This window comes from Halogranum gelatinilyticum, assembly GCF_900103715.1.
GTDB lineage: Archaea > Halobacteriota > Halobacteria > Halobacteriales > Haloferacaceae > Halogranum > Halogranum gelatinilyticum.
Window position 1 is genome coordinate 1,167,831 of the sequence record NZ_FNHL01000001.1, and the last position, 25,778, is coordinate 1,193,608.

Below are 25,778 nucleotides of genomic sequence, written 5' to 3' on the forward strand. Positions count from 1 at the left end.
TGTTTCTCGCAGCGACGTGTGAAGACCGTCGAGATAGCGGCCGAAGCCGCCGTAATCGCCCAAACGGGGAAGAATCAACGCTTATAGGGAAGCGCTTCTAACCCCCGCACGTTACGGAGAACCCGGTATGAATCCATGGATAGCTGTCGGCGCATTAGGGGTAGTCAGTGTCGGAATTCCGCTCGGTATGATGGCGGTTTCGGCGCTGCTCCGTCCGAGTGTGCCAGAACAAGGTAAAAGCGCCATCTACGAGTCCGGTGAGATTCCGACGGGAACGGCGCGCATCCAGTTTAACATCCAGTACTACATGGTTGCGCTGCTGTTCGTCGTCTTCGACATCGAGACCGTCCTCATCTTCCCGTGGACGGTCATCTATCGCTCCGCGCTGGAGCAAGGAGCGAGCCTCTCGCAGGTTCTGCTTCCGATGCTCGTCTTCGTCGGAATCCTCGTCGTCGGTCTCGTGTGGGCATGGCGTAACGGCGCGGTCAAGTGGGTCGCAAGTCCCCTGGCCGAGCGTCGAAAGACAGAGAGACAAACATGAGTAGTCAAGACAAGCCATTCGTTACGGACGACTCGAAAGTACTGACCGACACCCGGGACGCCCGGATGGCCGGTCAGGACAACCGGTTCAACTCGAAACTGCGTGAGGCATTCGGCTCTTCGCCGTTCATACTCACGAAGTTCGACAAGTTCATGAACTGGGTCCGCGGGTCCTCGATGTTCATGCTGCAGTTCGGGATCGCCTGCTGCAGTATCGAAATGATGCACACCTACGCCGTGAAGCACGACCTCGACCGCTTCGCGGCAGGTGTCCCCCGTGCGTCGCCGCGACAGGCGGACGTCATCATCGTGCCCGGGACCATCGTGTCGAAGTTCGCGCCGCGTATGAAGCGCGTCTACGACCAGATGCCCGAACCCAAGTTCGTCATCGGGATGGGTTCGTGTACCATCTCGGGCGGCCCGTTCCAGGAGGGCTACAACGTCGTCAAGGGCGCAGAGGAGGTCATCCCGGTGGACATCCACGTCCCCGGCTGCCCGCCGCGCCCGGAGGCGCTGGTCTACGGCGTCGCAAAGCTGCAGGAACGCATCGCCAACGGCGAGTCGAGCCCGGTCACGGTCAAGCCGTACGAGCTCGAACAGTTCGGCGACCTCTCTCGTGACGAGATCGTCGACGAACTCGCGAAAGAGATCGACGAGGACGACCTCGTCATGCGTTACAACTGGGCTGATTCACCATGAGCCTCGAAGAACCACAGGACCCCGAGCAGGCCGCCCTCGAAGGGCAGTCACTCGGCGACGAGATCGCAGACCTGCTCGGCGAACACGTCCTCGCCCGCGAAGAGCATCTCAACGCGCCGGGCTTCGTCATCCGGCCGGACGAGGTGCAGGACGTCCTCTTCACCCTCCGCGACGAGGCGGGGTTCGACCACCTCTCCTGCGTCACGGCCGAAGAGCGCGAGGACCGCTACGAGTCCATCTACCATCTGAAGAAGTACGACGACCCCACGCAGGAAGTGAGCGTCGTCGTCCCGACGGACAAGGAGAACCCCGTCAGTCAGACGGCCGAACCGGTCTACCGGACGGCCGACTGGCACGAGCGGGAGGCATACGACCTCGTCGGCATCGAGTACGAGGGCCACCCCGATCTGCGTCGCATCCTCCTTCCGGAGACGTGGCAAGGGCATCCCCTCTCGATGGACTACGAGCAGGACCGACCCCAGGTCGTCCCGCTCCGTGAGAACGCCAACCCCCTGCACGAGGACCACACGGGCGAGGGCGGCGACACGATGTTCCTCAACATCGGGCCGCACCATCCGGCGACCCACGGTGTGCTTCACCTGAAGACGACGCTCGACGGCGAGCAGGTCGCCGACGTCGAGTCCGACATCGGCTACCTCCATCGCTGTGAGGAGCAGATCTGCCAGCAGGGAACCTACCGCCACCAGATCATGCCGTATCCGGACCGCTGGGACTACATCTCGGCGGGCCTGCTCAACGAGTGGGCGTACGCGCGTGCGGCCGAGGACCTCGCGGACATCGAGGTACCGGAGTACGCACAGATCATCCGGACGATGGGCGCGGAGCTGTGTCGCATCGCGGCGCATATGCTCGCGGTCTCGACGTTCGCACTCGACGTCTACGGCGACTTCACGGCCATCTTCATGTACGGTATCCGCGACCGGGAGAAGGCCCAGAACATCCTCGAGGACCTCACCGGTCAGCGGCTGATGTTCAACTACTTCCGCCTCGGCGGCGTCGTCTGGGACCTTCCGGAACCCCGCGAGGAGTTCTTCGAGAAGATTCGGGACTTCCTCGACGACCTGCCGGAGGCACTCGAGGAGTACCACGACCTCATCTCGGCGAACGAGATCCTCCAGATGCGGACGGTCGGCACCGGCATCCTCCCCGAGGATGTCGCCAAGAGCTACGGCGCGACCGGACCGGTCGCCCGCGGCTCCGGCGTCGACTACGACCTCCGCCGCGACGACCCCTACGGCTACTACGACGAGCTCGACTGGGACGTCGTCGTCGAGGACGGCTGTGACAACTACAGCCGGCTGCTCGTCCGCCTGCGTGAGGTCGAGGAGTCCGCAAAGATCATCGACCAGTGTGTCGACCTGCTCGAGGACTGGCCCGAGGAGGACCGGACCATCCAGGCCAACGTCCCCCGGACGCTCAAGCCCGAGGACGACACCGAAGTCTACCGCGCCGTCGAAGGCGCGAAGGGCGAACTCGGCATCTACATCCGGTCGGACGGGACCGACAAGCCTGGCCGGTTCAAGATCCGCAGCCCGTGTTTCTCGAACCTGCAAACGCTTCCCGAGATGGCACAGGGCGAGTACGTCCCCGACCTCATCGCCGCGCTCGGCAGCCTCGACATCGTGCTCGGTGAGGTGGACCGGTGACGGGCGCGTTGCTCCAGTCACAGACCCCGCTCGTCGACACCATCGCCAATCTGCTCGGCATCGACGGGACGCTCGGAGCCATCGTCGCGAGCCTGATCGGCGCGTTCCTCATCGCCAACCTGCTGTTGGTGCAGACGGCAGTCGCCGGTCCGTGGGCGAAGCGGAAAATCACTGCCGCGTTCACCGACCGTATCGCGGTCAACCGGGTCGGCCCGTTCGGCCTGCTCGTCATCGTCGCCGACGCCGTCCGACTCCTGTCGAAGGAACTCATCGTTCCCGACGGCGTCGACCGTCCCGCGTGGGACCTCGGCCCGCTCATCATCCCGTTCTCGGCACTGCTCGGCTTTGCAGTGATTCCGATGGGTTCGGGAATCCATCTCGCCGACCCCGAGACCGGCCTGGTGTTCGCCTTCGCGGCGAGCTCCATCGCGTCGCTCGGACTCGTCATGATGGGCTACGCCTCGAACAACAAGTACTCGCTGCTCGGCGGACTCCGTGCGGTCGCATCCAACATCGCGTACGAGATCCCGCTGATCGTCACGGCCGCGTCCGTGGTCATCTTCACCGGGTCGTTGCAGATGAGTACAATCGTCGCCGAACAGACCACCAACACGCTGGCGGTCGTCGGCGGCGTCGCGATCCCCCAGTGGTTCGCGTTCGTCAACCCCTTCGCGTTCGTGCTGTTCGTCGTCGCGAACCTCGCGGAGGTCGGCCGGAACCCGTTCGACGTTCCGGAAGCACCGACCGAGATCGTCGCCGGATACCAGACGGAATACTCGTCGGTCTACTTCGTGCTCATCTACCTCGGGGAGTTCATCCACATCTTCCTGGGTGGGGCACTCGCGGCGACGCTGTTCCTCGGCGGCCCGGACGGTCCGGGTCCGGCGAGTCTCGGCATCGTCTGGTTCATCGCAAAGATCTGGGCCTTCTACCTGTTCACGCAGTGGGCCCGCTCGGCGCTACCGCGGCTCCGTATCGACCAGTTCATCGAGATCGGTTGGAAGGGCATGCTCGTGCTGTCCTTCGCTAACCTGGTGCTCACGGCCATCATCGTGGGAGTGATTGTATGATCGGACTACTGAAAGGGATGGCAACGACGATGAAGCACGCACTGGACGGCGAGACGTTCACGGTCGAATATCCGGACGTCGCGCCCGAAGTGAGCCCGCGGTTCCGCGGTGTTCACAAGTTCAGCCAGGAGCGGTGTATCTGGTGTCGACAGTGTGAGAACGTCTGTCCGAACGACACGATTCAGATCGTTCAGGACGACAAGCGCAACGGCGAGCAGTACAACCTCCACATCGGCCAGTGTATCTACTGCCGACTCTGTGAGGAGGTCTGCCCCGTCGACGCCATCCTCCTGACGCAGAACTTCGAGTTCACTGCAGACACGAAGAACGAATTCGTGTACAACAAAGAACAGTTGAAGAACGTCCCGTGGTACAAGGACATCGACCCCCTCAACTCGCGCAACCCCGACCGTGGCGCGTGGATCGGCGAGGGAGAAGGCGAGGTCGACTACCAATAACATCGAGAATCCCAGGATTTCGACCGCCAGAGGCCTCGAATGCCGCTGACGGCTCTCGAAATGTTCAAAGGGATTCCTCAAGGAGACACAAACAATGGTTTATGAAACCATCGCGTTCGCGCTGTTCGCCCTCGTCACCGTGGGCTGCAGCCTCGGCGTCGTCCTCGTGCGGGACGTCTGGCATTCCGCACTCCTGCTCGGGGGCGCGCTGTTGAGCGTCGCGGTGCATTACGTGATGTTGCAGGCGGAGTTCCTCGCCGCCATGCAGATCCTCGTCTACGTAGGCGGGGTTCTCATCCTCATTACGTTCGCCGTGATGCTGACGCGTACAGAACCGGAGGTGAGTAGTACATGACAACGAAACCGCGGCTGAACGACGACTTGAACCTGCTGCCGGGCCTCGCTGCCCTCGCACTGTTCGTCGTCCTGGCTGCCGTGTTCCTGCAGACGAGCTTCGGCGCCCCGCAAGGGTTCCCGGCCGACGCGAGCATCGTCGCCAGTATCGGCTACGCGATGTTCGACCTTGACTTCGGCGCGGTGGCGGGCGAGAGCTTCCTCGTCACGTTCCTCGTGATGGCCGTCGCGCTCGACGTCGCTATCGACGCCGCCGTCTATCTGGCGAAGCGCGACGACGGCTCGTTCCTGAGCGAGACGACGAGCAAGGCTCGTGCTGCGGCGGACAACGTCGTCCGGACCGACGGCGGTGCCGACGACACTGGGGGTGAGCACTGATGGTGCCCGCAGAGTGGTATCTGCTCCTCTCGGGGCTGATGTTCTGTATCGGTCTCTTCGGCATCCTGACGCGCCGCAACGCGCTGCTGTTCCTGATGTCCGTCGAGCTGATGCTGAACGCGGCGAACATCAACCTCGTCGCCTTCTCCTACCAGTGGGGGAACGTGACGGGGCAGACGTTCAGCCTGTTCACGATGGCGCTGGCGGCCGCGGAGGTCGCCGTCGGTATCGGTATCATCCTCGTGCTGTACCGCAACTTCAACGACATCGACGTGACGAAAGCAACGACCATGAGGTGGTAAGTTATGGCAGCATTCGACTACGTTCCGGCGATCGTTCTCCTGCCGTTCCTGTCGTTCCTGATCTCGGTGGGCGTCGCGCTCTCCGGTCGGGACCTGCTGCCGAAGGGCGGTGCGTTGCCCGGAATCGCAGCGACCGCAGGGGCGTTTCTCCTCTCCGTCTGGGCGGCTATCACCGTCGCAGGCGGCGAGTACTACAACCAACATCTCTACACGTGGGCGGCCATCGAAGGCAGCTTCGAGCTGAACTTCGGCGTCCTCATCGACCCGCTCAGCTCGATGATGCTCGTCATCGTGACGCTCGTCGCGCTGCTCGTCCACGTCTTCTCGCTCGGCTACATGAACGACGACGGCCAGACGGGCCTTCCCCGGTACTACGCCGGTCTCGGCCTGTTCTCGGCGTCCATGCTTGGGTTCGTCGTCGCCGACAACCTGCTCATGGCGTTCATGTTCTTCGAGCTGGTCGGGCTCTGCTCGTACCTGCTCATCGGCTTCTGGTTCCGCCAGTCCGGCCCGCCGAGCGCGGCGAAGAAGGCGTTCCTCGTCACCCGCTTCGGTGACTACTTCTTCCTCATCGGCGTCGTCGCCGTGTTCGCCACGTTCGGCACCGCGCAGTTCGCCGGTGCCGAGGCGTTCCCGACGATGGCCGAAGAGGCACTCGCCGGTAACCTGACGGTGAACACGTTCGGCTTCGACGCCCAGACGTGGTTCACCATCGTCGGCCTGCTCGTCCTCGGTGGCGTCGTCGGCAAGTCCGCGCAGTTCCCGCTGCACACGTGGCTGCCGGACGCCATGGAGGGTCCGACGCCCGTCTCCGCGCTCATCCACGCCGCGACGATGGTCGCAGCCGGTGTGTACCTCGTCGCGCGGATGTACGGTTTCTACGCGCTGACCCCGACGACGCTCGCCATCATCGCGTTCATCGGCGGCTTCACCGCCCTGTTCGCGGCGACGATGGGCGTCGTCAAGCGCGAAATCAAACAGGTGCTCGCGTACTCGACCATCTCCCAGTACGGCTACATGATGCTCGCGCTGGGTTCGGGCGGCTACATCGCCGCGACCTTCCACCTCATGACGCACGCCTTCTTCAAGGCACTGCTGTTCCTGGGTGCGGGGTCGGTCATCATCGCGATGCACCACAACGAGAACATGTGGGACATGGGCAACCTCAAGGAGAAGATGCCCGTGACCTACGCGACGTTCCTCGCCGGCTCGCTCGCGCTCGCCGGCATCTTCCCGTTCTCGGGCTTCTGGTCCAAGGACGAGGTGCTCTACGAGGCACTCATCCACGGTCTCGGCGGCAGCCCGCTGCTGCTCGCCGCGTGGGCGATGGGCCTGCTCGCCGTGTTCTTCACCGGGTTCTACACCTTCCGGATGGTCTTCCTGACCTTCCACGGTGACGCCCGCAGCGACACGGCGCGTGACCCCGTCAGCGTCGGCTGGAACGTCAAGGGTCCGCTGGCCGTCCTCGGCGTCCTCGCCGTCGCGGCTGGCTTCATCAACATGGTGCCGGTCGCGAAGCTGACGGGTGCCGAGATCGAGTTCCTACACAAGTGGCTCGAACACGGTCCCGCCGGTCTGACGAGCGAGCACTACGGCGAACTCATCCACGACTTCGCCGGCTACAGTTCCGGCTACCTCGTCGGCGGTGAACTCGGGACCGCGCTCGTCTCGGGTGGTGTCTCGCTGGGAGTCGCCCTTGCGGGCGTGCTCCTCGCCAACTCGCTGTACAACGTCCCCGAGCCGGTCGAACACACCGACAAGCTCGGCGGCATCAAGACGCTGCTCTACAACAACTACTACCAGGACGAGTACCAGGTCTGGCTCGCGGAGGGCGTCACGATGCCCATCTCGCGCGCCGCGGACACGTTCGACCAGGGCGTCGTCGACGGCGTCGTCAACGGCGTCTCCAGCGTCTCCCTGTTCACGGGCAGTCGCCTGAAGCGCGTCCAGACGGGTGTCGTGAGTAACTACGCGACGCTCCTGACGCTCGGGCTGACGGCACTGCTCGTCGTCTTCGGTCTGCTCGGAGGGTGGTTCTGATGATTATTGAAGCACTAATCGCGTTCACGTTCGTCGCCGCGCTGGTGACCTTCGTCGCACCGAACAAGGTCGCTGGCAAGCTGGCGTTCGGACTCAGTCTGGTTCCCATCGCCGGGAGCCTCCTGATGTGGAGCCAGTTCGACGCGACCGGCAACGCCCTGCTCGGCGGGTCGCTCGCGTTCGAAGAGACCTTCGAGTGGCTCACGCTCGCGGGCTACGAACTGTCGTGGCACACCGGTGTCGACGGCATTAGTATGCCGCTGGTCGTCCTGACGACGGTGCTCACGTCGCTGGCAATCGTCAGCGCGTGGACGCCCATCGACGACCGACAGTCGCAGTTCTACGGCCTCTTCCTGTTCATGGAGGCGAACCTCCTCGGCGTCTTCACGGCGCTGGACTTCTTCATGTGGTTCATCTTCTGGGAAGCGGTCCTCATCCCGATGTACTTCCTTGTCGGCGTCTGGGGCGGCCCGCGCCGCAAGTACGCCGCGATCAAGTTCTTCGTCTACACGAACATCGCATCGCTCGTGATGTTCATCGGCTTCATGGCACTGGTCTTCGGTCTCGGTGACTCGATCACGTCGCTGGGACTGCCGGAGATCGCACAGGCGCTCCGGGCCGACGAACTCGGGACGTTCTACGGCATCGACGCCGCGACGCTGAAGCTCGTCGCCTTCGTGGCGATGTTCCTCGGCTTCGGGGTCAAGGTGCCCATCGTCCCGCTACACACGTGGCTGCCGGACGCTCACGTCGAAGCACCCACGCCAGCGTCGGTCATGCTGGCCGGGGTGCTCCTGAAGATGGGGACGTACGCGCTGCTTCGGTTCAACTTCACGATGCTGCCCGAGACCGCCTCGGCACTCGCGATTCCCATCGCCGCCATCGCAGTCCTCAGCGTCATCTACGGCGCGATGCTCGCGTTGGCCCAGCAGGACCTGAAGCGCATCGTCGCGTACTCCTCCGTCTCGTCGATGGGCTACGTCATCCTCGGTCTCATCGCCTACACCGAATTCGGTGTCGGCGGTGCGACCTTCCAGATGATCGCCCACGGTCTCATCTCGGGGCTGATGTTCATGGCGGTCGGCGTCATCTACAACACGACGCACACGCGGATGGTCGGCGACATGTCCGGCATGGCCGACCGGATGCCCGTCACGACGGGCATCTTCATCGCCGGCGCGTTCGGTTACATGGGGCTGCCGCTCATGGCCGGCTTCGCGGGTGAGTTCTTCATCTTCGTCGGCTCCTTCGGGTCGACGGTGCTCCCCTACGCGCCGCTGTTCACGGCCGCGGCGATGTTCGGTATCGTCATCGTCGCCGGCTACCTGCTGCTCGCGATGCAGCGGACGCTGTTCGGGCAGTTCCGGCTGGAGACCGACTACGAGGTCGGTCCGGCCGCCCTGCACGACACGCTCCCGCTGGCAGTCCTGCTACTGCTCGTCATCGCGCTCGGTGTCGCACCGGAGCTGTTCTTCCAGATGATCACGGACGCAGTTAATCCGATTCTCCAGACGGGAGGTGGGCTGTGATGTTGCTGCAGTCGCAACTGCCCACGTGGACGGCGCTCGCCCCGGTCCTCATCCTGGGCCTGACGGCGCTCGTCCTGCTCGTCTTCGACAGTATCGACTCGGACTCGACCAACAGCACGCTGCTGGCTGGGACCTCCGTCGTCGGGTCGCTCTCGTCGCTGGCCTTCGCGGCCGCGTTCCTCGTCGAAGGTACCGGCCAGGTGTCGACGGGCGGTGAGATCACCCTCTACGGTGACGCGCTCGTCGTCGACGGGATGGCCCTGTTCTTCATGGCCATCTTCGCCAGCGTCGTCGCGATGGTCTCCATCGCGAGCTACGACTATCTGCGTGAAGACCAGCACCAGGCCGAGTTCTACACGCTCGTCCTGTTCGCCGCGACGGGGATGGGCCTCATGGCCGCCGCGAACTCGCTTGCGGTGGCGTTCGTGGCACTCGAACTCGCCTCGCTGCCCTCGTACGCGCTCGTCGCGTTCCTGAAGAAGAACCGCGGTTCCGTCGAGGCAGGCCTGAAGTACTTCCTCATCGGCGCGGTCTCCTCGGCCGTCTTCGCGTTCGGTATCAGCCTCGTCTACGCGGCGACCGGCGCGCTGACGTTCAGCGGCGTCGCCGCCGGGCTCGAAAACACCGAGTACGTCGGCGTCGCCGGTCTCGGCGTGCTGATGATCGCTGGTGGCTTCGCGTACAAGACCGCCTCCGTCCCGTTCCACTTCTGGGCACCGGAGGCCTACGAGGGTGCACCCGCACCCATCAGCGCGTTCCTCTCGTCGGCGTCGAAGGCGGCCGGCTTCGCCGTCGCCTTCCGCGTCTTCACCGAGGCGTTCGCGCTCTCGGTCATCCCGGCGGGTATCGACTGGGTGCTGCTCTTCGGCATCCTCGCCGTCGTCACGATGACGCTCGGTAACTTCGCGGCCGCGACCCAGGACAACGTCAAGCGGATGCTTGGTTACTCCTCGATCGGCCACGCGGGTTACGCGCTCATCGGTCTCGCGGCACTCTCCGCGGGGAGCGCGCAGAACGGCAACGTCCTCGGAGCCAGCATGGCTCACCTGCTCGTCTACGGCTTCATGAACACGGGTGCGTTCCTGTTCATCGCCCTGACCGAGTACTGGGACGTCGGCCGGACCTTCGAGGACTTCAACGGCCTGGCGAAACAGGCACCCGTCGCCTGCGCGGCGATGACGGTGTTCATGTTCAGCCTCGCCGGCCTGCCGCCGTTCGGCGGGTTCTTCTCGAAGTACTTCCTGTTCGCCGGTGCCATCGGTGCCGGCTTCTGGTGGCTCGCCGCCGTCGGCGCGGTCAACAGCGCGCTGTCGCTGTTCTACTACTCCCGCGTCGTCAAGGCGATGTGGATCGAAGACCCCGACGGGGAGTTCGAACTGCAGGGCCGCCCGGTCGGTCTCTACGCTGCGGTGATGGTCGCGGCACTCGGAACGCTCGTGCTCCTGCCCGGCATCGCGCCGGTCATCGAGACGGCGCAGTCCGTCGCCGCCGCACTGTTCGCGTAGACCGACTTCCGGATTTCTCACCGTTTCTCCGTTCTTTCACCCCCCGAGCACCGCACAGCGACGCCGAACCCCCGCGTGTGGTACCCTCACCGTCGCTGTCGCCCCGTCACCCGTGAAGCGTGGGACGGTAGGCCTTTCACTCACGAGAACGACCGAGAGATATGGTCAGCCGGTTGGTGCTTGGCTGTGGCTCCGTCGGGCACGACATCGTCGACGAGATCACGGACCGTGGCGGCCGGGTCCACGTCATCACCGACGAGCAGAGTCGCGTCACCGCCCTCAGAGACGAGCGGGTCCGCGCGACCAACGCGGACCCGACGGACCCGAGTGCCTACCCGGATCACACGGACGTCGTCATCGTCGCCGACGCCGACCCCGACCGCAACCGACGAGCGGCACTCGCGGCCCGCGAGCGGTATCCCGACGCGTTCATCATGGCGACGACGGGCACCGGCGCGGACGAGGAGACGAAGGCGGCCATCGCCGCCGTCGCCGACCGCGTCGTCGACCTCGAACGGACGCTCGTCGACCGTCTGCTCGACGTCACCACCGGCGACGACGCCCAGCGGATGCGGAAACTGCTCGGCGTCCTCCGAAACCTCGACGGCCCGCTGGCGGTCGTCACACACGACAACCCCGACCCCGACGCCATCGCGAGTGCCCTCGCGTTGACGAAGGTCGCCGAGTCGGTCGGCGTCGACGCCAACGCCTGCTACTTCGGCGACATCAGCCACCAGGAGAACCGCGCGCTCGTCAACCTACTCGACATCGGGATGACGCGGCTCAACCGCGAGACGGCCGTCCAGAACTACGCTGGTGTCGCGCTCGTCGACCACTCGCGGCCCGGCGTCAACGACGGGCTTCCGACCGACACCGTCATCGACATCGTCGTCGACCACCATCCGCCGCGAGCACCGGTCGAGGCGCGCTTCGTCGACCTCCGGAGCGACGTGGGGGCGACGAGCACGCTCTTGGCCAAATATCTGAGCTTCTTCGGCATCACGCCCGACCGGACGGTGGCGACGGCACTGCTCTACGGCATCCGCGTCGACACCAAGGAGTTCACGCGCGAGGTCTCCGCGAGCGACTTCGAGGCCGCCGCGTTCCTCCGTGAGTACGCCGACGAGGGGGTGCTCGACCGTGTCGAGGCACCGAGCGTCAGCCCCGACACCTTCGAGACCATCGCCCGAGCCATCCGGAACCGGGAGGTCCGCGGCGAGGCACTGGCCTCGTCCGTCGGCGAGATCCGCGACCGCGACGCGCTCGCCCAAGCCGCCGACCGCCTCCTGAACATGGAGGGGGTGACGACGACGCTCGTCTACGGTTTCATGGACGGCACCGTCTACGCCTCCGGCCGAGCGCGCGGCGCGGACCTCGACCTCGGCGAGACGCTCAGAGACGCCTTCGACCAGATCGGCAGCGCGGGCGGCCACGCCGACATGGCGGGGGCACAGATTCCGCTCGGCATCCTCGGCGAGGTCGGTGGCGACTCGTCGGACTCGCTCGCGGACGTCGTCCGCGAGAGTATCTCCGGGCGGTTCTTCGAGACGCTTCCCGACGCACCCGCGGCCCCGGCACTCGGTGACGACCTCGCACGGGAGGTGCCGGGACTCGACCTGTCGGCAGTGGAGAGCGAACCGGCGAGCGACCCGGAGACAGAGGCGGAGCCGGCGGAAGCAGACGACTTCGAGACGGACGAGGAGGATGGCAGCACCGACGAGACGAGCGCGGTCGACCAGGGAGAGCCGGACGCGTGACTCGTGGGACGGACACCAACCTTTTGCTACCGAGCGACGTAGCGGCGACAATGAGCGGGAAAGCCACAGTGAAAGAGTATATGACGAGAGACGTCCAGACCGTCTCCCCGGACGATACGGTCTCGGACGTCGCCCGCCGTATCGTCGAAAGCGACGGACACAACGGCTTTCCCGTCTGTCAGGGACGGCGCGTCGAGGGGTTCGTGACCGCCCGCGACCTCCTCTTGGCGGACGACGAGGCACCGATCTTCACCGTGATGACGAACGACCTCGTCGTCGCTCACCCCGAGATGAAGGTCACCGACGCCGCCCGCGTCATCCTCCGGTCGGGCATCCAGAAACTGCCCGTCGTCGACGACGCGTCGAATCTCGTCGGCATCATCTCGAACACGGATGTAGTTCGTTCACAGATCGAACGAGCCACGCCCGAGAAGGTCGGCAAACTGATGCGGACGCTCGAGCAGATTCACGGTATCAACGTCACCCAGGAGAAGCGGAAAGTGAAACTCGCGGACCTCATCCCGACGCAGGCGCGGGTCTACGCCGACGAACTGGAGGGGCGACAGTACGAACTCGAACGCGGTCTCGCCGAACCGCTCGTCGTCATCGACAACGAACGGACACTCCTGCTCGCCGACGGCCACCACCGCGTGATGGCGGCGCACCGCCTCGGTATCGAGGAGATGGAGGCGTCCGTCATCGTCGTCGACGCCGATGTCGAACTCGGGATGGAGCGAACCGCCGAGAAGGAGGGACTGCACTCCATCGAAGACATCTCCGTCGTCGACTACGCCCGTCATCCGCTCGTCGAGAAGACGAAGCGGTTCCAGTGAGCGGGCAGTCGGCCCGTTTCGTTCCAGTAGCTGACTAGTCGAACCGTTTAGGTGACAGCCGAGCGACTGCCTCAGCCAATGGCCCTCGCTATCGACTTCGCTCGGTTCCTCCTCCTCGGTCTCGTCGTCGGCCTCGTCGGAACCGTCGCCCGCGACGGTCTCTCCGCGCTGTCTCGACGGACACTCGTCGGCTGGTGTGGTCTCGTCATCGTCCTCGTGGGGTTCCTGCTCGTCACGTCGCCGCGGGAGCTTCGGGACACCGGACTGCAACTCGTCGTCGTCCTGTTTCTGGCGACCGCCTTCTGGGTCTACTACGACGGCCTGGAGCGTCTCGGGAACCTCGAAGCGTCCCTGTGGGCACTCGTCGTCCTCTGTCTCGGCGGCCTGTCGCTGTTCAGCGTCGGCTACACTGTCGCCGCTGTCGTCGCCACCGCGGGCTATGTCGTTCGGACGCGAGTCGTCAGTGGGACCAGCGACCCGGCCGCGTGAGAGGCGACCGACAGAAGCGTTAACCGCGGTCCACCCGCAGAGACGACAATGTCACAGCCCTCCACGACGACCGACCGCGGCGAGGGAGGTGAGTCGCCGCCGACGGCCGACGCGACGCCCGCCGTCTCGGTGCGGAACCTCACCAAACGCTACGGCGACCTCGTCGCCGTCGACGACGTCTCGCTCGACGTCGAACCCGGCACCGTCGTCGGCCTGCTCGGCCCGAACGGCGCGGGCAAGACGACGCTCATCAAGTCGATGCTCGGGCTGGTCGTTCCCTCCACTGGCACCGTCCACATCGGCGACGTCGACGTCCACGCGGACCCGGCGACGGCCTACCGACACGTCGGCGCGATGCTCGAAGGCGCGCGCAACGTCTACTGGCGACTCACCGTCCGCGAGAACCTCAACTTCTTCGCGGGTCTCTCGGGACAGTCACCGAAGGACGTCCGCGACCGTCACGACCGTTTGCTCGAACAGTTCGGCCTGACCGACAAGGCCGACGTCGCGGTCAACGACCTCTCACGCGGCATGAAACAGAAGGTCGCCCTGGCCTGTACCCTCTCGCGGGACGTCGACGTGGCCTTCCTCGACGAGCCGACGCTCGGTCTCGACGTGGAGAGTTCGGTCGACCTCCGCCGGGAACTCCGGCGACTCGCCGACGACGAGGCGATGACGGTCGTCCTCTCCAGTCACGACATGGACGTCATCGAGGCCGTCTGCGACCGGGTCGTCATCGTCAACGAGGGGCGCGTCGTCGCCGACGACACCGTCGACGACCTCGTCGGTCTCTTCCGGACCCAGAGCTACCGGATCGCACTCGCGGGCGAGCCGTCGGCGTCGCTGCGCGAGCGGCTCGACAGCGCGTACGACGTCACCGGCTGGCAGCCCGCGAACGGTCCCGGCGAGACCGTGACGTTCGAGGTGACGCTCGCCGACGGGAGCGAACTGCACGCGCTCCTCGGCGACGTGCTCGACGCGGGCTGTGTCGTCCACGACGTGACCTCCCTCGAACCGGACCTCGAAGACGCCTTCCTGGGACTGACCGAGCGGCGGGGCGAGTCGGGTGCTGCCGCCGGGGCTGCCGCGAACGGCGAGCACGGGGCGACGGAGAGTCGCAGGGAGCGTGAGCCCTGATGCGGACGACGACGCTCGTCCGTGCGGTCGCCCGCAAGCAGTTCATCCTCTTGACGCGCTATCCGTTGAACACGGCCTCCCAGATCGTCGGTCTCTACATCTTCTTCGCGCTCATCTTCTTCGGCGGCCAGGCCGTCGCGGGGGCGGCCATCGACGACAGCCTCGCGGGGCTGGTCGTCGGCTTCTTCCTCTATACGATGGCCTTCACCGCTTTCGCGGGCCTCTCGTGGGCCATCACCCGCGAGGCCCAGTGGGGGACGCTCGAACAGCTCTATATGTCGCCGTACGGCTTCGGGCAGGTGATGGCCGTCCGCGTCGGCGTCAACCTCCTCGTCAGCCTGTTCTACGGCGCGACGATCCTCGTACTGATGCTCCTGACGACCGGGCAGTCGCTGACGGTCGACGTCGTCACCGTCGTCCCGGTCGTCCTCCTGACGCTCGCCTCCGCCGTCGGCGTGGGCTTCGTCTTCGGCGGGCTGGCACTCGTCTACAAACGCATCGAGAACGTCTTCCAGCTGACGCAGTTCGGCTTCATCATCCTCATCGCGGCCCCCATCGACCAGTATCCGCTGTTGGCGGCTCTGCCGCTCGCACAGGGAAGTCATCTGCTGCAGGAGGCGATGCAGGGAGGCGTTCGTCTCTGGGCGTTCGCGCCGAGTGAGCTGGCGACGCTCGTGGCGACGGCGGTCGGCTACAGCGTCGTGGGCTATCTGGTCTTCCTGCGCGCCAGCGACCGCGCGCGGCGCGACGGAGCACTCGGCCAGTATTAGCTCAGTTCAGTTCAGTTCTCGACGTCGAACTCGGACTGCCACGAGTCGACGAGCGCGCGGGCGAGTTCCTCGTTGTCGGCGCGTTCGTGGCGGTAGAGCTGGCCGTCCGGGGCCTGAAACAGGCGGTCGAGCCGGACCGTACAGCTCCCGTCGTGACGGCGTCGCAGTCGGATGGTCGCGTTCCCGTCGGAGCGTTCCCACTCCGTCGTCGTCTCGTCGAGTGTCGACTCTGTCCACGTCATACGCGGGGTTGGAACCGGCGGATAAAGGCTTCTGGTGTTTCCTGCGTTTCTGCCGCGTTGACAGCGACGCCCGGGCTCAGGCCTGCTCGGCGAGCGGGCTCTCGGTGCCGCCGCACGCCGGACAGACCGCGTAGCCGAGTCGGTCGTAGTCGACGCTGACCGTCGTCGCCACGGTGCCACAGCTGTGGCATTCGAAGCCGTCGTCGTCGTGCTCCCATTCGAAGTCCACGAAGTCCATGTATGCTACCACGGAACATACGCTATTAACTAAGCTGTGCTTACGAGGCCTCAACGGCCGATTGAGGGGGCTGACAGCCACACCGACGGCGGCGACAGGACCTCCGAGACGGCCGGGACCGATGGCGTTATTCGCGCGCCACCGAAGGCACGAACGTGCCAGTCGAGAACTCACGCCGGGCGCTCGCCGTCGTCTTCGGTATCGTCTTCATCGACCTGCTCGGCTTCGGAATCCTCATCCCCGTCATCCCGCTCTACGCGCTGAACTTCGGCGCGACGGAGTTCGTCGGCAGTCTGCTCATCGCCTCCTACTCGGCCATGCAGTTCCTCGCGGCTCCCTTCCTGGGGCGGCTCTCGGACGCCCGCGGCCGCCGTCCCGTCCTCCTCCTCTCGCTTCTGGGCAGCGTCATCGCGTGGACCATGTTCGGTCTCGCAGGGTCGCTCGCGGTGCTCTTCGCCGCGCGGATGCTCGCCGGGGCGATGGGTGGCAACATCGCCACCGCACAGGCCTACATCGCCGACATCACGCCACCCGAAGACCGCGCGAAAGGGCTCGGGCTCCTCGGGGCAGCGTTCGGGCTGGGGTTCGTCTTCGGGCCCGCCCTGGGCGGCTTCTTCGCCAGCGCGCCCGTCGTCGAGGCGGCTCGGAGCCTGCTCCCGGCCGCCGTCCCAGTCTCCGAGTTCACGCTGCCGAGTTTCGCCGCAGCCGTCATCACCGCCAGCAATCTGGTTCTCGCCTTCTTCGTCCTCCCCGAGTCGCGGCCGCCGAGCGAGCGGACGCCCGCGACGGAGCAAGAGCGGGAGTCACGGCTGGCGATGCTCAAGGACGCGCTGACGACGAAGGGTCTCGGGACGCTCGTCGTCGCCTTCTTCCTCGTCTCCTTCGCCTTCTCGGCACTGGAAAGCCAGTTCATCTTCCTGACGAACGACCAGTACGGCTACGGTGCGACGCAGAACGCGATCCTCCTGACCTACATCGGCGTCGTCCTCGCGGTCGTCCAGGGCGGGTTCATCGGTCCGCTGACCGAACGCTTCGGCGAGTACCACCTCGCCATCGGCGGTGCGGCGATTCAGGTACTCACGCTCGCGGCCGTCCCGTTCGCCCCGCGGCTCGGCGCGTTCCTGCCCGCAGTCGGTCCCGTCACGGACCTATTACCGACGTTGCCGCCGGGCGTCGTCGCGTTACTCATCGTCCTCACGCCGCTCTCCGTCGGCAACGCGGTCACGAACGTCTCGTTGAACACGCTCGTCTCGCGGGCGGCCAGTGCCGACGACCAGGGCGGCGCGTTCGGTCTCACACAGAGTGCCGGTAGTCTCGCGCGGACGTTCGGCCCGGCGCTCGCCGGAGGACTCTACACGGCCGTCGGCTTCTGGTCGCCGTTCGTCGCCGGTGGGCTCCTGATGCTCCCCATCGTCGCCCTGCTGCTCTCGGGCGACCGTGCGGCACTGACGCCGCCGGAGCGCGATGCCGACGGCAACGCCGAGTAGCGTCGGCCGCCGTCCGAACCGGCGATACGTATTTGTGTCTCGACTCATTTCTCTTCAACCATGTCACTGACTGAACGAACCGGTCTCGCCCGGTTCAGACAGCCGGAGTACACCGGTGAGAACCGCTGTACTCCCTGTACCGCTGTCAACGTCGTCATCGCAGCGGTCCTCGCTGTCGCCGCCAGCGTCGTCGCTACACCGCTCGTCGGTTTCGTCGTCGCGTCGGTCTCGTTGCTCGCGATCTACCTCCGTGGCTATCTCGTCCCCGGGACGCCGACGCTGACGAAACAGTACTTCCCCGACTGGCTCCTCCGGAAGTTCGACAAGACGCCGACGGCGACGCTCGACACCGACCTCGACGTGGAGGCACAGCTCCTCGCGGTCGGTGCCGTCGAACCGGCTGGTGAGGATCTGCGCATCACCGATGAGTTCGAGACGGCGTGGCGGACCGAGATCGACCGCGTCCGCGTCGACCTCGACCGGCGCGTCGGCGACCTGCTCGGTCTCGAGGACCCGAGCGTCGACGGCGGCACCTCGGTCTGTCGCGTCCTCGACGGCGAACAGGTGGCCGCGCGCTGGCCGTCGACGGCCGCGCTCATCGCCGACGTGGCGGCCGTCCCGCTTCTCCGCCGGCGCGCCGACAACTGGGACGCGCTGGACCGAATCGAGCAGGGGCATCTGCTCGCGGGACTGCGCATCTTCGTCGAGAACTGTCCGGACTGTGAGGCCCCCCTCGCGTTCAGCGAAGAGACCGTCGAGTCCTGCTGCCGGACGCGACAGGTCGTCACCTACGACTGTACGGCGTGTGACGCCCGCGTCATGGAAGTCGAACAGTAAACGCTCCTGAACGCACCTGGGCGCGCGTTCCCGTTCTCTTCTCACCCTGCCGCCGCTGGCGACGCACCGTCGCCGTTCTCGCTCTCGTCGGTGGCGCGGAACGTCGCAACGAGGTCGAGCCCTTCGTCGAACTCTCCGAGCACGAACAGCGCGTAGTACCGGAAGTAGGTCACGACGGGCACCTGCACGAACAGGCTCACGATGACGACGGCCAGCCCGTAGAGGAGACCGACGAAGCCGAGCGCGAGCCAGCCCGCCAGTCCCGGCCCGCCGAGCGCGACGAGGAGGGCGTAGAGCAGCCCCCCGACGAGGAGGAACGGGAGCGCGACGACGAGTGCGAGAAGCACCACGACGAGACCGACGGCGATGGCCGCGGCGATGCCGAGTGCGTACCGGACGAGCACGTAGAGTGCCGCCTGTTCCCACTCGCGACGCAGTATCGGCCACAGCCGCCGCCAGCCGTCGAGGACACCACGGTCCTCGGCGAGCATCGCCGGAACGACGAAGTCGACGGTCAACTGGAGGACGACGCCGACGACGAGTCCGACGATACCGACGAGGATGGCGATCGGGATCGCCAGAAGAAGCAACGCGGGCGAGAGTGTGACTCCCGCCAGCACGATTCCGGCGATCGGCAGCGCGACGAGGAGGAAGATGCCCAGCCCGGCGAGCACTCTGAATCCGAACACCCGGAGACCGGGCCGGAGGTAGGTACGGAACGGGCCGCGGATACGGACGTCGCGCGTGCGGACGCCTTCGACGAAGACGAACTCCATCACGGAGCCGATGGCGACGAGAATCAGCGCGACGAGGAGAACGACGAGAACGAGTGCGGCGACCACGGCGGCGATGGACTGGACCGGTGGCAGTTCACCCGTCGGGATTCCACCCGGGAACTGCCCGGAGAAGTCCCCGTTCGAGACGTTGACTGACTGGCCGCCACCGCCGCCCCCACCGCCGCCGACACCGCCGACGAAGAAGGCGATGAGAGCGAGCCGGAGCCACCGGCCGCGGTCGACGGGCACGAGCAGTGACTTCGTCGCGTCACGGGCGTCGCCGAGTGCGGAGAGGGCGTACCAGGACATAGCCCCTGACTAGACGCGGCGGAGAGACAAAAACACGCTGTCGACACCGGGGAGACGACTCCGCCGTCGCCGTCGCTAGCTCTTTTGACCCCGGTGTGCAACCACCGGCTATGACACCGTTCGAACGCCGAACCCGCGACTGTCAGGCGCGCCTCCGCGAGGGGGCAGGGGACGCACTCGTCTTGTTCCCCAGCCAGAACCTGTTCTATCTCTCGGGCTTCAGCGAGGACCCCGCCGAGCGACATCTGCTGCTCTTCGTCCCCGCCGAGGGCGAGCCAGTCTTTCTCGTTCCCGACCTCTACGCCGAGCAGATCCGTGAGGCGTCGTGGATTCCCGAGCTTCGGACCTGGGCGGACGAGGACGATCCGCGCGAGCATCTCCGAGCGGTCGCCGCCGAGCTCGACCTCGCCGGGGGCCACCTGCTCGTCGACGATACGATGTGGGCGCAGTTCACACAGGACCTCCGGACGGTCCTCCCGGATGCGACGTTCGGCCTCGCGAGCGAGGTCGTCGCGCCGTTGCGGCTCCGCAAGGACGACGCCGAACTCGACGCGCTCCGGCGCGCGGGAGCCGTCGCCGACGATGTCGTCGACGAACTCCGTAGCCTCGGCGAGGACGCCGTCGGGATGACCGAGGCCGAACTCGCAGCCGACATCGAACGGCGGCTCACCGACGCCGGAGGCTCCGGAGCCTCTTTCGAGATCATCGTCGGCTCCGGTCCCAACGGGGCGAAGCCTCACCACAGCCACGGCGAGCGCGTCGTCGAGGCGGGCGACCCTGTCGTCCTCGACTTCGGGACACGTGTCGACGGCTATCCCTCCGACCAGACGCGGACGCTCGTCTTCGCGGGCGACCCTGACGACGAGTTCGTCGAGGTCCACGACGTCGTCCGGGAGGCCCACGACGCCGCCGTCGCCGCCGTCGAACCCGGCGTGACTGCGGGCGAAATCGACGCCGCCGCTCGCGACGTCGTCGACGCGGCTGGCTACGGCGAGCGGTTCATCCACCGGACGGGTCACGGCGTCGGTCTCGACGTTCACGAAGAGCCGTACATCGTCGCCGGCAGCGAAGTCGAACTCGAACCGGGGATGGTGTTCAGCGTCGAGCCGGGCGTCTACCTCCCGGGCGAGTTTGGGGTGCGGATCGAAGATCTCGTCGTCGTCACCGACGACGGCTGTGAGCGACTGAACGACACCGACCGCGGCTGGCGGTAGTCACTCCCAACTGTCGCGTTCGAGCCGCTTTCCGACCGCGGCGAGACCACCGACGAAGAGCAGGCCGACGAGCGAGGCGGTTCCAGCGTCGTCCGGAACCCGTGACTCTGCCGCGTCGACGCGCCACGGTTCTTCGGTCCTCGCGGTCTCCTTCGCCGACTTCCAATACTGAACGAGTTTGTATCCCGACGCAGCCAGTCCAGCGAGCGAGACGGCACCGAGACCGAGCCACGCGTAGGGCGGCCCCTGACGGGCTTCCGTCTCCTCCTCGAACGAGAGCGGAGCCGAATCGTCTGTCGTCGGTGTGTCGGTCTCGGGTTCGGCATCGTCTCCCAGTCGGAACTTGAACAGCGTCCGCTTCACGGCAGCCATACCGCTCTTTCGCTGCCGACGGACTTGGAACTACGGGCGACTCGTCATATCCGTCACGTACGTTTATGGCGTGTGCCGTCGCGCACATAGCTATGCGTGTCGCCGTCCTCTCACCCGACCTCGAACTGACCCTGGAAGAGCGCGACCGCCCAACCCCGGACGACGATGAGGTGCTCGTCCGGATCCTTTCGGTCGGTATCTGCGGCTCCGACGTCCACTACTACGAACACGGCCGCATCGGCGACTACGTCGTCGACAGCCCGCTGGTTCTCGGCCACGAGAGCGCGGGCGAGATCGTCGCCGTCGGCGAACACGTCGACGAGAGCCGTGTCGGCGAGCGCGTGACACTCGAACCGGGGGTTCCCTGCCGACGCTGCGAGCACTGCGCTCGCGGCGAGTACAACCTCTGTGCGGACGTGACGTTCATGGCGACGCCGCCGGACGACGGCGCGTTCGCCGAGTACGTCGCGTGGCCCGCGGACTTCGCGTACGCACTCCCCGAGAGCGTTTCCCTGGACGAGGGCGCGCTCGTCGAACCACTCTCAGTCGGCGTCCACGTTGCCCGACGAGCGAACGTCGGCGTCGGCGACTCGGTCTTGATCACCGGCTGTGGTCCTATCGGCCTGCTCGCGATGGAAGTGCTTCGCGCGGCGGGCGCGACCGACATCATCGTCTCCGACGTCGTCCCGGAGAAACTCGCACTCGCCGAGGAACGTGGTGCGGACACGGTCATCGACGTGAGCGAAGAGAACCTGGCCGAAGCGGTCGACGCTGCGACCGATGGTCGGGGCGTCGACGTGGTGGTGGAAGCCTCCGGCGCGCCACCCGCAGTCCAGGGCGCGTTCGACGCCGTGCGGCGCGGTGGCTCGGTCGTCCTCGTCGGTCTCGCCCCGGACGGCGAGGTCCCGCTCGACACGAACGAGATCATCGACAACGAACTCGACGTCTTCGGCTCGTTCCGCTACCGGAACACGTACCCCGCCGCCATCGATCTCCTCGCGGACGGCGCTGTCGACGTCGAGGGAATCATCGACTTCGACGCCACGCTCGAGGCGGTCGACGCGGCGTTCCAGCGAGCACAGAATCCAGAGACAGTAAAGGGAATGATTCGCCTCGGCGACGACTAGCAGAGCGAACAGGTGGGACCGTCGACCAGTGAAGCGGTGTCCCACACAACCGCGAAACGCTCCACCGTCCGTCTCAGCGCACACCGTCGGTGGCCGCTCGTTCGCATATGAACCTTCACCGTCGCGTGAGCTGGCTCCCCCGAAGGTTGAAACGTGAGAACGGGACCAGCCACTTCATGGTCTGAGTCTCACCGCGTGGCGGTCTGCGGTCGCACGACACACTGCCTCGCGTGCCGACAAAGCGTCGTCTGTTCGCTTTCTTGCCGCCCAGTGCCGTCGCTCCCGACCCTGAAAAACCGAAGAGGAGTGAAATCTATTCGTCGTCGTCCGCAGCCGCCGCCGGAACGAGCGCGTCGACGTCCGCGTGCTCGAAGAGCAGATCGCGGAGGAGACCGACCGTCTCCTCGTCGCGGGTGCGTCCGCTGTGAATCAGCTCTTCCGCGCGGTCGACGACGGACATCGTGTCGGCGTTGACGAGAAGCACGGGGACGCCCTTCTCCTCTGCCTTGCCGAGCACGGCGGCCGGTGGCCGGTGGCCGCCCGTGAGGATGAGTGCCTTCACACCGGGAGCTTCGAGTGCCGCGGTGTGGATCTCCGAGCGGTCGCCACCCGTGATGACCGCCGCGTCCTTCGTCCGCCGGAAGTAGCGCAGGGCAGCGTCGCCGCCCATCGCGCCGACAAGGAACCGTTCGACGAAGGCGTCGGTCGGGACGTTGGTCGCGACGTCCGCGCCGAGGTCCTTCGCGAGGTCGTTGACAGTGATGCCAGCGAGTTCGCGCTTGCGGGGAAGGACGCCGAGGACGTCGACACCGCGGTTCTCGAGGAACGGGACGACTTCCGTCTCCAGCTCGTCGTAGACCGAGTCGGAGACGCGGTTGAACAGGACGCCCACGAGCCGGTCGCCGATGTCGTCGGCAGCGGCCAGCACCTCGTCGATGTCACCCGGCTGGGTGTAGTCGGCGACGAGAACGACGCCCGCATCGAGCAGGTCGGCGATCTCGGGGTCGGTGAGGTCGATGATGCCGCCGGTCGTGTAACGGCCGGCACCCTCGACGAGCATCAGGTCCTTGTCGGCGGCGAGCTGGTCGTAGTTCTCGCGGACGATTTCGGCGAGTTCGTCGCCGCTCTCCTGGCCGCGGATGGCACCTTCGACGAACGTCGGCGAGTAGACGATGGGTTCCATCTGGTGCATCTCGGCGTCGAGACCGAGCAGTTCGCGGGCGAGCATCGGGTCCTGGTCGAGCGTCTTGCCGACGTTCGACTGCAGACGGGTCCCTTTCGGCTTCATGTAGCCGACGTCGAGACCGCGTTCCTGTGCGAGGAGGCCGAGCGCGAGGGTCACGGCTGTCTTTCCGGTGCTGTCCTGAGTCGAGGTAACGAGTAGCGTGTTCATGGCTGAATCGTGGGTGGGAGTGGTCATAGTTCGTCGGGGTCGACGGTCAGTCGGACGTCGACCGCCTGTGCACCGTCGGGCAGCGCGACGAGCGGGTTGATGTCGAGTTCGAGGATGGCCGGGAAGTCTGTGACCAGCTGCGAGAGCCGCTGGATGGTCTCGGTGATCTCGTCGATGTCGACGGGGTCGCGGCCACGGGCACCGCGAAGCAACGGCGCGGAGTCGATCTCCTCGGTCATCTCGAAGGCTTCGTTCTCCGAGACCGGCGCGACACGGAACGTCGTGTCCTCCATCACTTCGACGAAGATGCCGCCGAGACCGAACATCAAGAGCGGCCCGAACTGCGGGTCGCGGTTCATGCCGACGATGGTCTCGACGCCGCTGTCGAGGTCGACCATCTCCTGGACCTGCACGCCGATGATGTTCGCGTCGGGCTGGTAGTTCCGTGCGCGGGTGATGAGGTCCTCGTAAGCGTCGTAGACCTCTCCGTCCTCGACACCGACCTTGACGCCGCCGATGTCGGATTTGTGAAGAATGTCCGGACTGACGATCTTCATCACGACGCCGCCGTCGATGTTCTCGGCGACGTCGAGCGCGTCCGCGGGCGAGTCCACGATTTCGCCCTGCGGCGTCTCGATGCCGTAGGCGTCGAGCAGGCCCATCGCCTCGACGCCGAGGCGGGTGTCGTCGCGGCCCTTGACGGATTCGAGAATCTCGCGGGCGCGCTCTCTGTCGACGTCGAACTCGGTCGGCTCGTCGTACGTCCGCTGGCTGATGTCCTTGAAGTCGGCCAGCGCGTCGAGCGCGAACACCGCACGCGACGGGTCGAAGTAGTTCGGGATGCCCGAGTCCTGCAGGATGGTCGCGGCGGGCTTGACGCGCTCGCCACCCATGAAACAGGCCGCGACGGGCTTGTCGTGCTCCTCGCGGAGTTCGACCGTGTCCTCGGCCAACTGCTCGTAGTCGAGGACAGCCGTCGGACAGGTCAAGACGAGTGCCATGCCGACGTTCTCGTCGGCCAGTGCGATGTCAAGCGCGTCGCGGAACCGGTCGTTGTCGGCGTCGCCGACGATGTCGACCGGGTTGTAGATGTTCCCTTCCGCCGGCAGTTTCTCGGAGAACTCCTCCAGTGTTTCGTCGGAGAAACTCGCCATCGAGAGGCTGGAGTCGCCGACGGCGTCCGTCGACATCACGCCGGGACCACCGGCGTTGGTGATGATGGCGATCTCCTCGCCCTCGGGCAGCGGCTGGTTGGCGAGCATCTGCGCGGAGTCGAACAGCTCCTGGACGGACTCCGCGCGGATGACGCCCGCCTGTTCGAGACCGGCCTCGTAGGCCTGGTCGCTGCCGGCGATGGTGCCGGTGTGGCTGGAGGCGGCCTGCGCCCCGGCGTCGGTGCGGCCGGACTTCACGAGGACGATCGGCGTGTCCTGCGTGACCTCCCGAGCCGTGTCGATGAACTTCCGGCCCTCCTCGATGCCTTCGAGGTAGCCGATGACGACGTCGGTCTCACCGTCTGCGCCCCAGGCGTCGACGAAGTCCGACTCGTCGAGGACGGCCTTGTTGCCCAGCGAGACGACGTCCTTGAACCCGATGCCCTCGTCGTTCGCCCAGTCGAGGACGGCCGTGATGAACGCACCCGACTGGCTCATGAAGGACATGTTGCCGGGGCTGGCGTTCTCGGGACCGAAAGTGGCGTTCATGCCGTTCGGCGTGCTCATAATTCCCAGACTGTTCGGCCCGACGAGGTTGAGGTCGTACTCCGCGGCGACCTCGGTGAGCTCCTGCTCACGGGCGGCTCCGTCGCTCCCGGTCTCTCCGAACCCGGCGGTGATGACGACGACGTTCTGGATGCCCGCCTCGCCAGCCTGCCGGACCGCGTCCACGGCGATGTGGGGCGGGACGACGACCACCGCGAGGTCGGCATCGCTCTCACTGACGTCGGCGACGGCCGGGAGGCCGAACACCTCGTCGTACTTGGGGTTGACCGGTACGACCTCGCCGTCGAAATCCTCCATGAGGTTCTCGACGATGGCGCGGCCGACCGACCCCTCACGCTCTGTCGCACCGACGACGGCAACCCGCCGCGGTGCGAACAACTCGGATAGGTCTCCCATCGTTCGCACCTTCCTCCCGTACGCGCATAAATTCCTGTGTGTCCGCCCTCTCACGGAGCTTGTCATCACACCACAGTAGCCCGAACAATCGGGATGTTTGTCCACCGAACGGTCGGTTCCCCGACCGGTTTGTGAAGA

The 25,778-nt window shown here is 66.0% G+C and carries 26 protein-coding genes; 20 read left to right on the forward strand and 6 right to left on the reverse strand.

All coding sequences use genetic code 11. The features are described from left to right. Positions 1–127: 127 nt before the first annotated feature. The 16 genes from BLR57_RS06030 to BLR57_RS06105 all read left to right on the forward strand — a co-directional run bounded on the left by BLR57_RS06030 (position 128) and on the right by BLR57_RS06105 (position 15,528). Positions 128–541, forward strand: a complete 414-nt coding sequence (locus BLR57_RS06030; RefSeq protein ID WP_089695120.1) for an NADH-quinone oxidoreductase subunit A — start codon at positions 128–130, stop codon at positions 539–541. Then, a complete protein-coding gene (locus tag BLR57_RS06035) occupies positions 538–1,239 on the forward strand; it encodes an NADH-quinone oxidoreductase subunit B (RefSeq protein WP_089695122.1) in 702 nt (233 codons plus the stop codon). Before BLR57_RS06030 ends, BLR57_RS06035 begins: the two co-directional genes overlap by 4 nt. Continuing rightward, positions 1,236–2,906 (forward strand): NADH-quinone oxidoreductase subunit D, encoded by a 1,671-nt coding sequence (locus tag BLR57_RS06040; protein ID WP_089695125.1) that lies wholly within the window; start codon positions 1,236–1,238, stop codon positions 2,904–2,906. The genes BLR57_RS06035 and BLR57_RS06040 overlap by 4 nt, the downstream gene beginning before the upstream one ends. Then, entirely contained in the window at positions 2,903–3,976 is a 1,074-nt protein-coding gene (locus BLR57_RS06045) for a complex I subunit 1/NuoH family protein (RefSeq protein ID WP_244509910.1), read from the forward strand. The genes BLR57_RS06040 and BLR57_RS06045 overlap by 4 nt, the downstream gene beginning before the upstream one ends. Further along, a complete protein-coding gene (locus BLR57_RS06050) occupies positions 3,973–4,434 on the forward strand; it encodes a NuoI/complex I 23 kDa subunit family protein (protein WP_089695128.1) in 462 nt (153 codons plus the stop codon). The genes BLR57_RS06045 and BLR57_RS06050 overlap by 4 nt, the downstream gene beginning before the upstream one ends. A gap of 94 nt (positions 4,435–4,528) precedes the next feature. Further along, positions 4,529–4,789 carry an NADH-quinone oxidoreductase subunit J gene (locus BLR57_RS06055; RefSeq protein WP_089695131.1) on the forward strand — a complete coding sequence of 87 codons (261 nt, stop codon included), beginning with the start codon at positions 4,529–4,531 and terminating at the stop codon, positions 4,787–4,789. Continuing rightward, complete coding sequence (locus BLR57_RS06060) at positions 4,786–5,166, forward strand: hypothetical protein (protein ID WP_089695134.1); 381 nt, start codon at positions 4,786–4,788, stop codon at positions 5,164–5,166. The genes BLR57_RS06055 and BLR57_RS06060 overlap by 4 nt, the downstream gene beginning before the upstream one ends. Beyond that, positions 5,166–5,468: an NADH-quinone oxidoreductase subunit NuoK gene (gene nuoK / locus BLR57_RS06065; protein WP_089695137.1), complete on the forward strand. Its 303-nt coding sequence runs from the start codon at positions 5,166–5,168 to the stop codon at positions 5,466–5,468. Before BLR57_RS06060 ends, nuoK begins: the two co-directional genes overlap by 1 nt. Positions 5,469–5,471: 3 nt before the next feature. Continuing rightward, positions 5,472–7,508 (forward strand): NADH-quinone oxidoreductase subunit L, encoded by a 2,037-nt coding sequence (nuoL, locus tag BLR57_RS06070; protein WP_089695140.1) that lies wholly within the window; start codon positions 5,472–5,474, stop codon positions 7,506–7,508. Then, on the forward strand, positions 7,508–9,037 hold the full coding sequence (locus tag BLR57_RS06075) for a complex I subunit 4 family protein (RefSeq protein WP_089695144.1): 1,530 nt from the start codon (positions 7,508–7,510) through the stop codon (positions 9,035–9,037). The genes nuoL and BLR57_RS06075 overlap by 1 nt, the downstream gene beginning before the upstream one ends. Beyond that, entirely contained in the window at positions 9,037–10,542 is a 1,506-nt protein-coding gene (locus BLR57_RS06080) for an NADH-quinone oxidoreductase subunit N (protein WP_089695149.1), read from the forward strand. The genes BLR57_RS06075 and BLR57_RS06080 overlap by 1 nt, the downstream gene beginning before the upstream one ends. Positions 10,543–10,703: 161 nt before the next feature. Then, positions 10,704–12,299: a DHH family phosphoesterase gene (locus BLR57_RS06085; protein WP_089695153.1), complete on the forward strand. Its 1,596-nt coding sequence runs from the start codon at positions 10,704–10,706 to the stop codon at positions 12,297–12,299. Between the two features lie 50 nt (positions 12,300–12,349). Further along, positions 12,350–13,132, forward strand: a complete 783-nt coding sequence (locus BLR57_RS06090; RefSeq protein WP_089695156.1) for a CBS pair associated ParBc domain-containing protein — start codon at positions 12,350–12,352, stop codon at positions 13,130–13,132. A gap of 78 nt (positions 13,133–13,210) precedes the next feature. Then, the gene (locus BLR57_RS06095) at positions 13,211–13,621 is read left to right on the forward strand and encodes a hypothetical protein (protein WP_089695161.1); all 411 of its coding nucleotides are present in this window, start codon (positions 13,211–13,213) and stop codon (positions 13,619–13,621) included. Between the two features lie 48 nt (positions 13,622–13,669). Further along, positions 13,670–14,758 (forward strand): ABC transporter ATP-binding protein, encoded by a 1,089-nt coding sequence (locus BLR57_RS06100; protein ID WP_089695165.1) that lies wholly within the window; start codon positions 13,670–13,672, stop codon positions 14,756–14,758. Further along, the gene (locus BLR57_RS06105) at positions 14,758–15,528 is read left to right on the forward strand and encodes an ABC transporter permease (protein ID WP_089695168.1); all 771 of its coding nucleotides are present in this window, start codon (positions 14,758–14,760) and stop codon (positions 15,526–15,528) included. The genes BLR57_RS06100 and BLR57_RS06105 overlap by 1 nt, the downstream gene beginning before the upstream one ends. A gap of 11 nt (positions 15,529–15,539) precedes the next feature. Here BLR57_RS06105 and BLR57_RS06110 read toward each other — a convergent pair whose 3' ends face one another. Further along, positions 15,540–15,770, reverse strand: a complete 231-nt coding sequence (locus tag BLR57_RS06110) for a DUF7543 family protein (protein ID WP_089695173.1) — start codon at positions 15,768–15,770, stop codon at positions 15,540–15,542. A 76-nt stretch (positions 15,771–15,846) separates the two neighbouring features. Next, positions 15,847–16,008, reverse strand: a complete 162-nt coding sequence (locus BLR57_RS19295; RefSeq protein WP_170830569.1) for a hypothetical protein — start codon at positions 16,006–16,008, stop codon at positions 15,847–15,849. A gap of 155 nt (positions 16,009–16,163) precedes the next feature. Here BLR57_RS19295 and BLR57_RS06115 point away from each other — a divergent pair, with 155 nt between their 5' ends. Further along, positions 16,164–17,495 carry an MFS transporter gene (locus BLR57_RS06115; protein ID WP_089695176.1) on the forward strand — a complete coding sequence of 444 codons (1,332 nt, stop codon included), beginning with the start codon at positions 16,164–16,166 and terminating at the stop codon, positions 17,493–17,495. A 60-nt stretch (positions 17,496–17,555) separates the two neighbouring features. Then, on the forward strand, positions 17,556–18,332 hold the full coding sequence (locus tag BLR57_RS06120; protein WP_089695180.1) for a DUF8054 domain-containing protein: 777 nt from the start codon (positions 17,556–17,558) through the stop codon (positions 18,330–18,332). Between the two features lie 41 nt (positions 18,333–18,373). Here BLR57_RS06120 and BLR57_RS06125 read toward each other — a convergent pair whose 3' ends face one another. Then, positions 18,374–19,417 (reverse strand): DUF7544 domain-containing protein, encoded by a 1,044-nt coding sequence (locus BLR57_RS06125; protein WP_089695186.1) that lies wholly within the window; start codon positions 19,415–19,417, stop codon positions 18,374–18,376. 110 nt (positions 19,418–19,527) lie between these two features. Between BLR57_RS06125 and BLR57_RS06130 the strand changes: the two genes are divergently transcribed. Continuing rightward, entirely contained in the window at positions 19,528–20,631 is a 1,104-nt protein-coding gene (locus BLR57_RS06130) for a M24 family metallopeptidase (protein WP_089695189.1), read from the forward strand. On the opposite strand, the gene BLR57_RS06135 is transcribed toward BLR57_RS06130, so the two are convergent. Further along, the gene (locus tag BLR57_RS06135; protein ID WP_089695192.1) at positions 20,632–21,003 is read right to left on the reverse strand and encodes a hypothetical protein; all 372 of its coding nucleotides are present in this window, start codon (positions 21,001–21,003) and stop codon (positions 20,632–20,634) included. Positions 21,004–21,095: 92 nt separating this feature from the next. Here BLR57_RS06135 and BLR57_RS06140 point away from each other — a divergent pair, with 92 nt between their 5' ends. Next, positions 21,096–22,130 carry an NAD(P)-dependent alcohol dehydrogenase gene (locus BLR57_RS06140; RefSeq protein WP_089695197.1) on the forward strand — a complete coding sequence of 345 codons (1,035 nt, stop codon included), beginning with the start codon at positions 21,096–21,098 and terminating at the stop codon, positions 22,128–22,130. 313 nt (positions 22,131–22,443) lie between these two features. Here the strand turns inward: BLR57_RS06140 and BLR57_RS06145 are convergent, their stop codons facing one another. Together BLR57_RS06145 and BLR57_RS06150 are read right to left on the reverse strand one after the other, a co-directional pair. Next, complete coding sequence (locus tag BLR57_RS06145) at positions 22,444–23,523, reverse strand: phosphotransacetylase family protein (RefSeq protein WP_089695200.1); 1,080 nt, start codon at positions 23,521–23,523, stop codon at positions 22,444–22,446. Positions 23,524–23,546: 23 nt separating this feature from the next. Further along, a complete protein-coding gene (locus tag BLR57_RS06150) occupies positions 23,547–25,640 on the reverse strand; it encodes an acetate--CoA ligase family protein (protein ID WP_089695203.1) in 2,094 nt (697 codons plus the stop codon). Positions 25,641–25,778 lie beyond the last annotated feature (138 nt).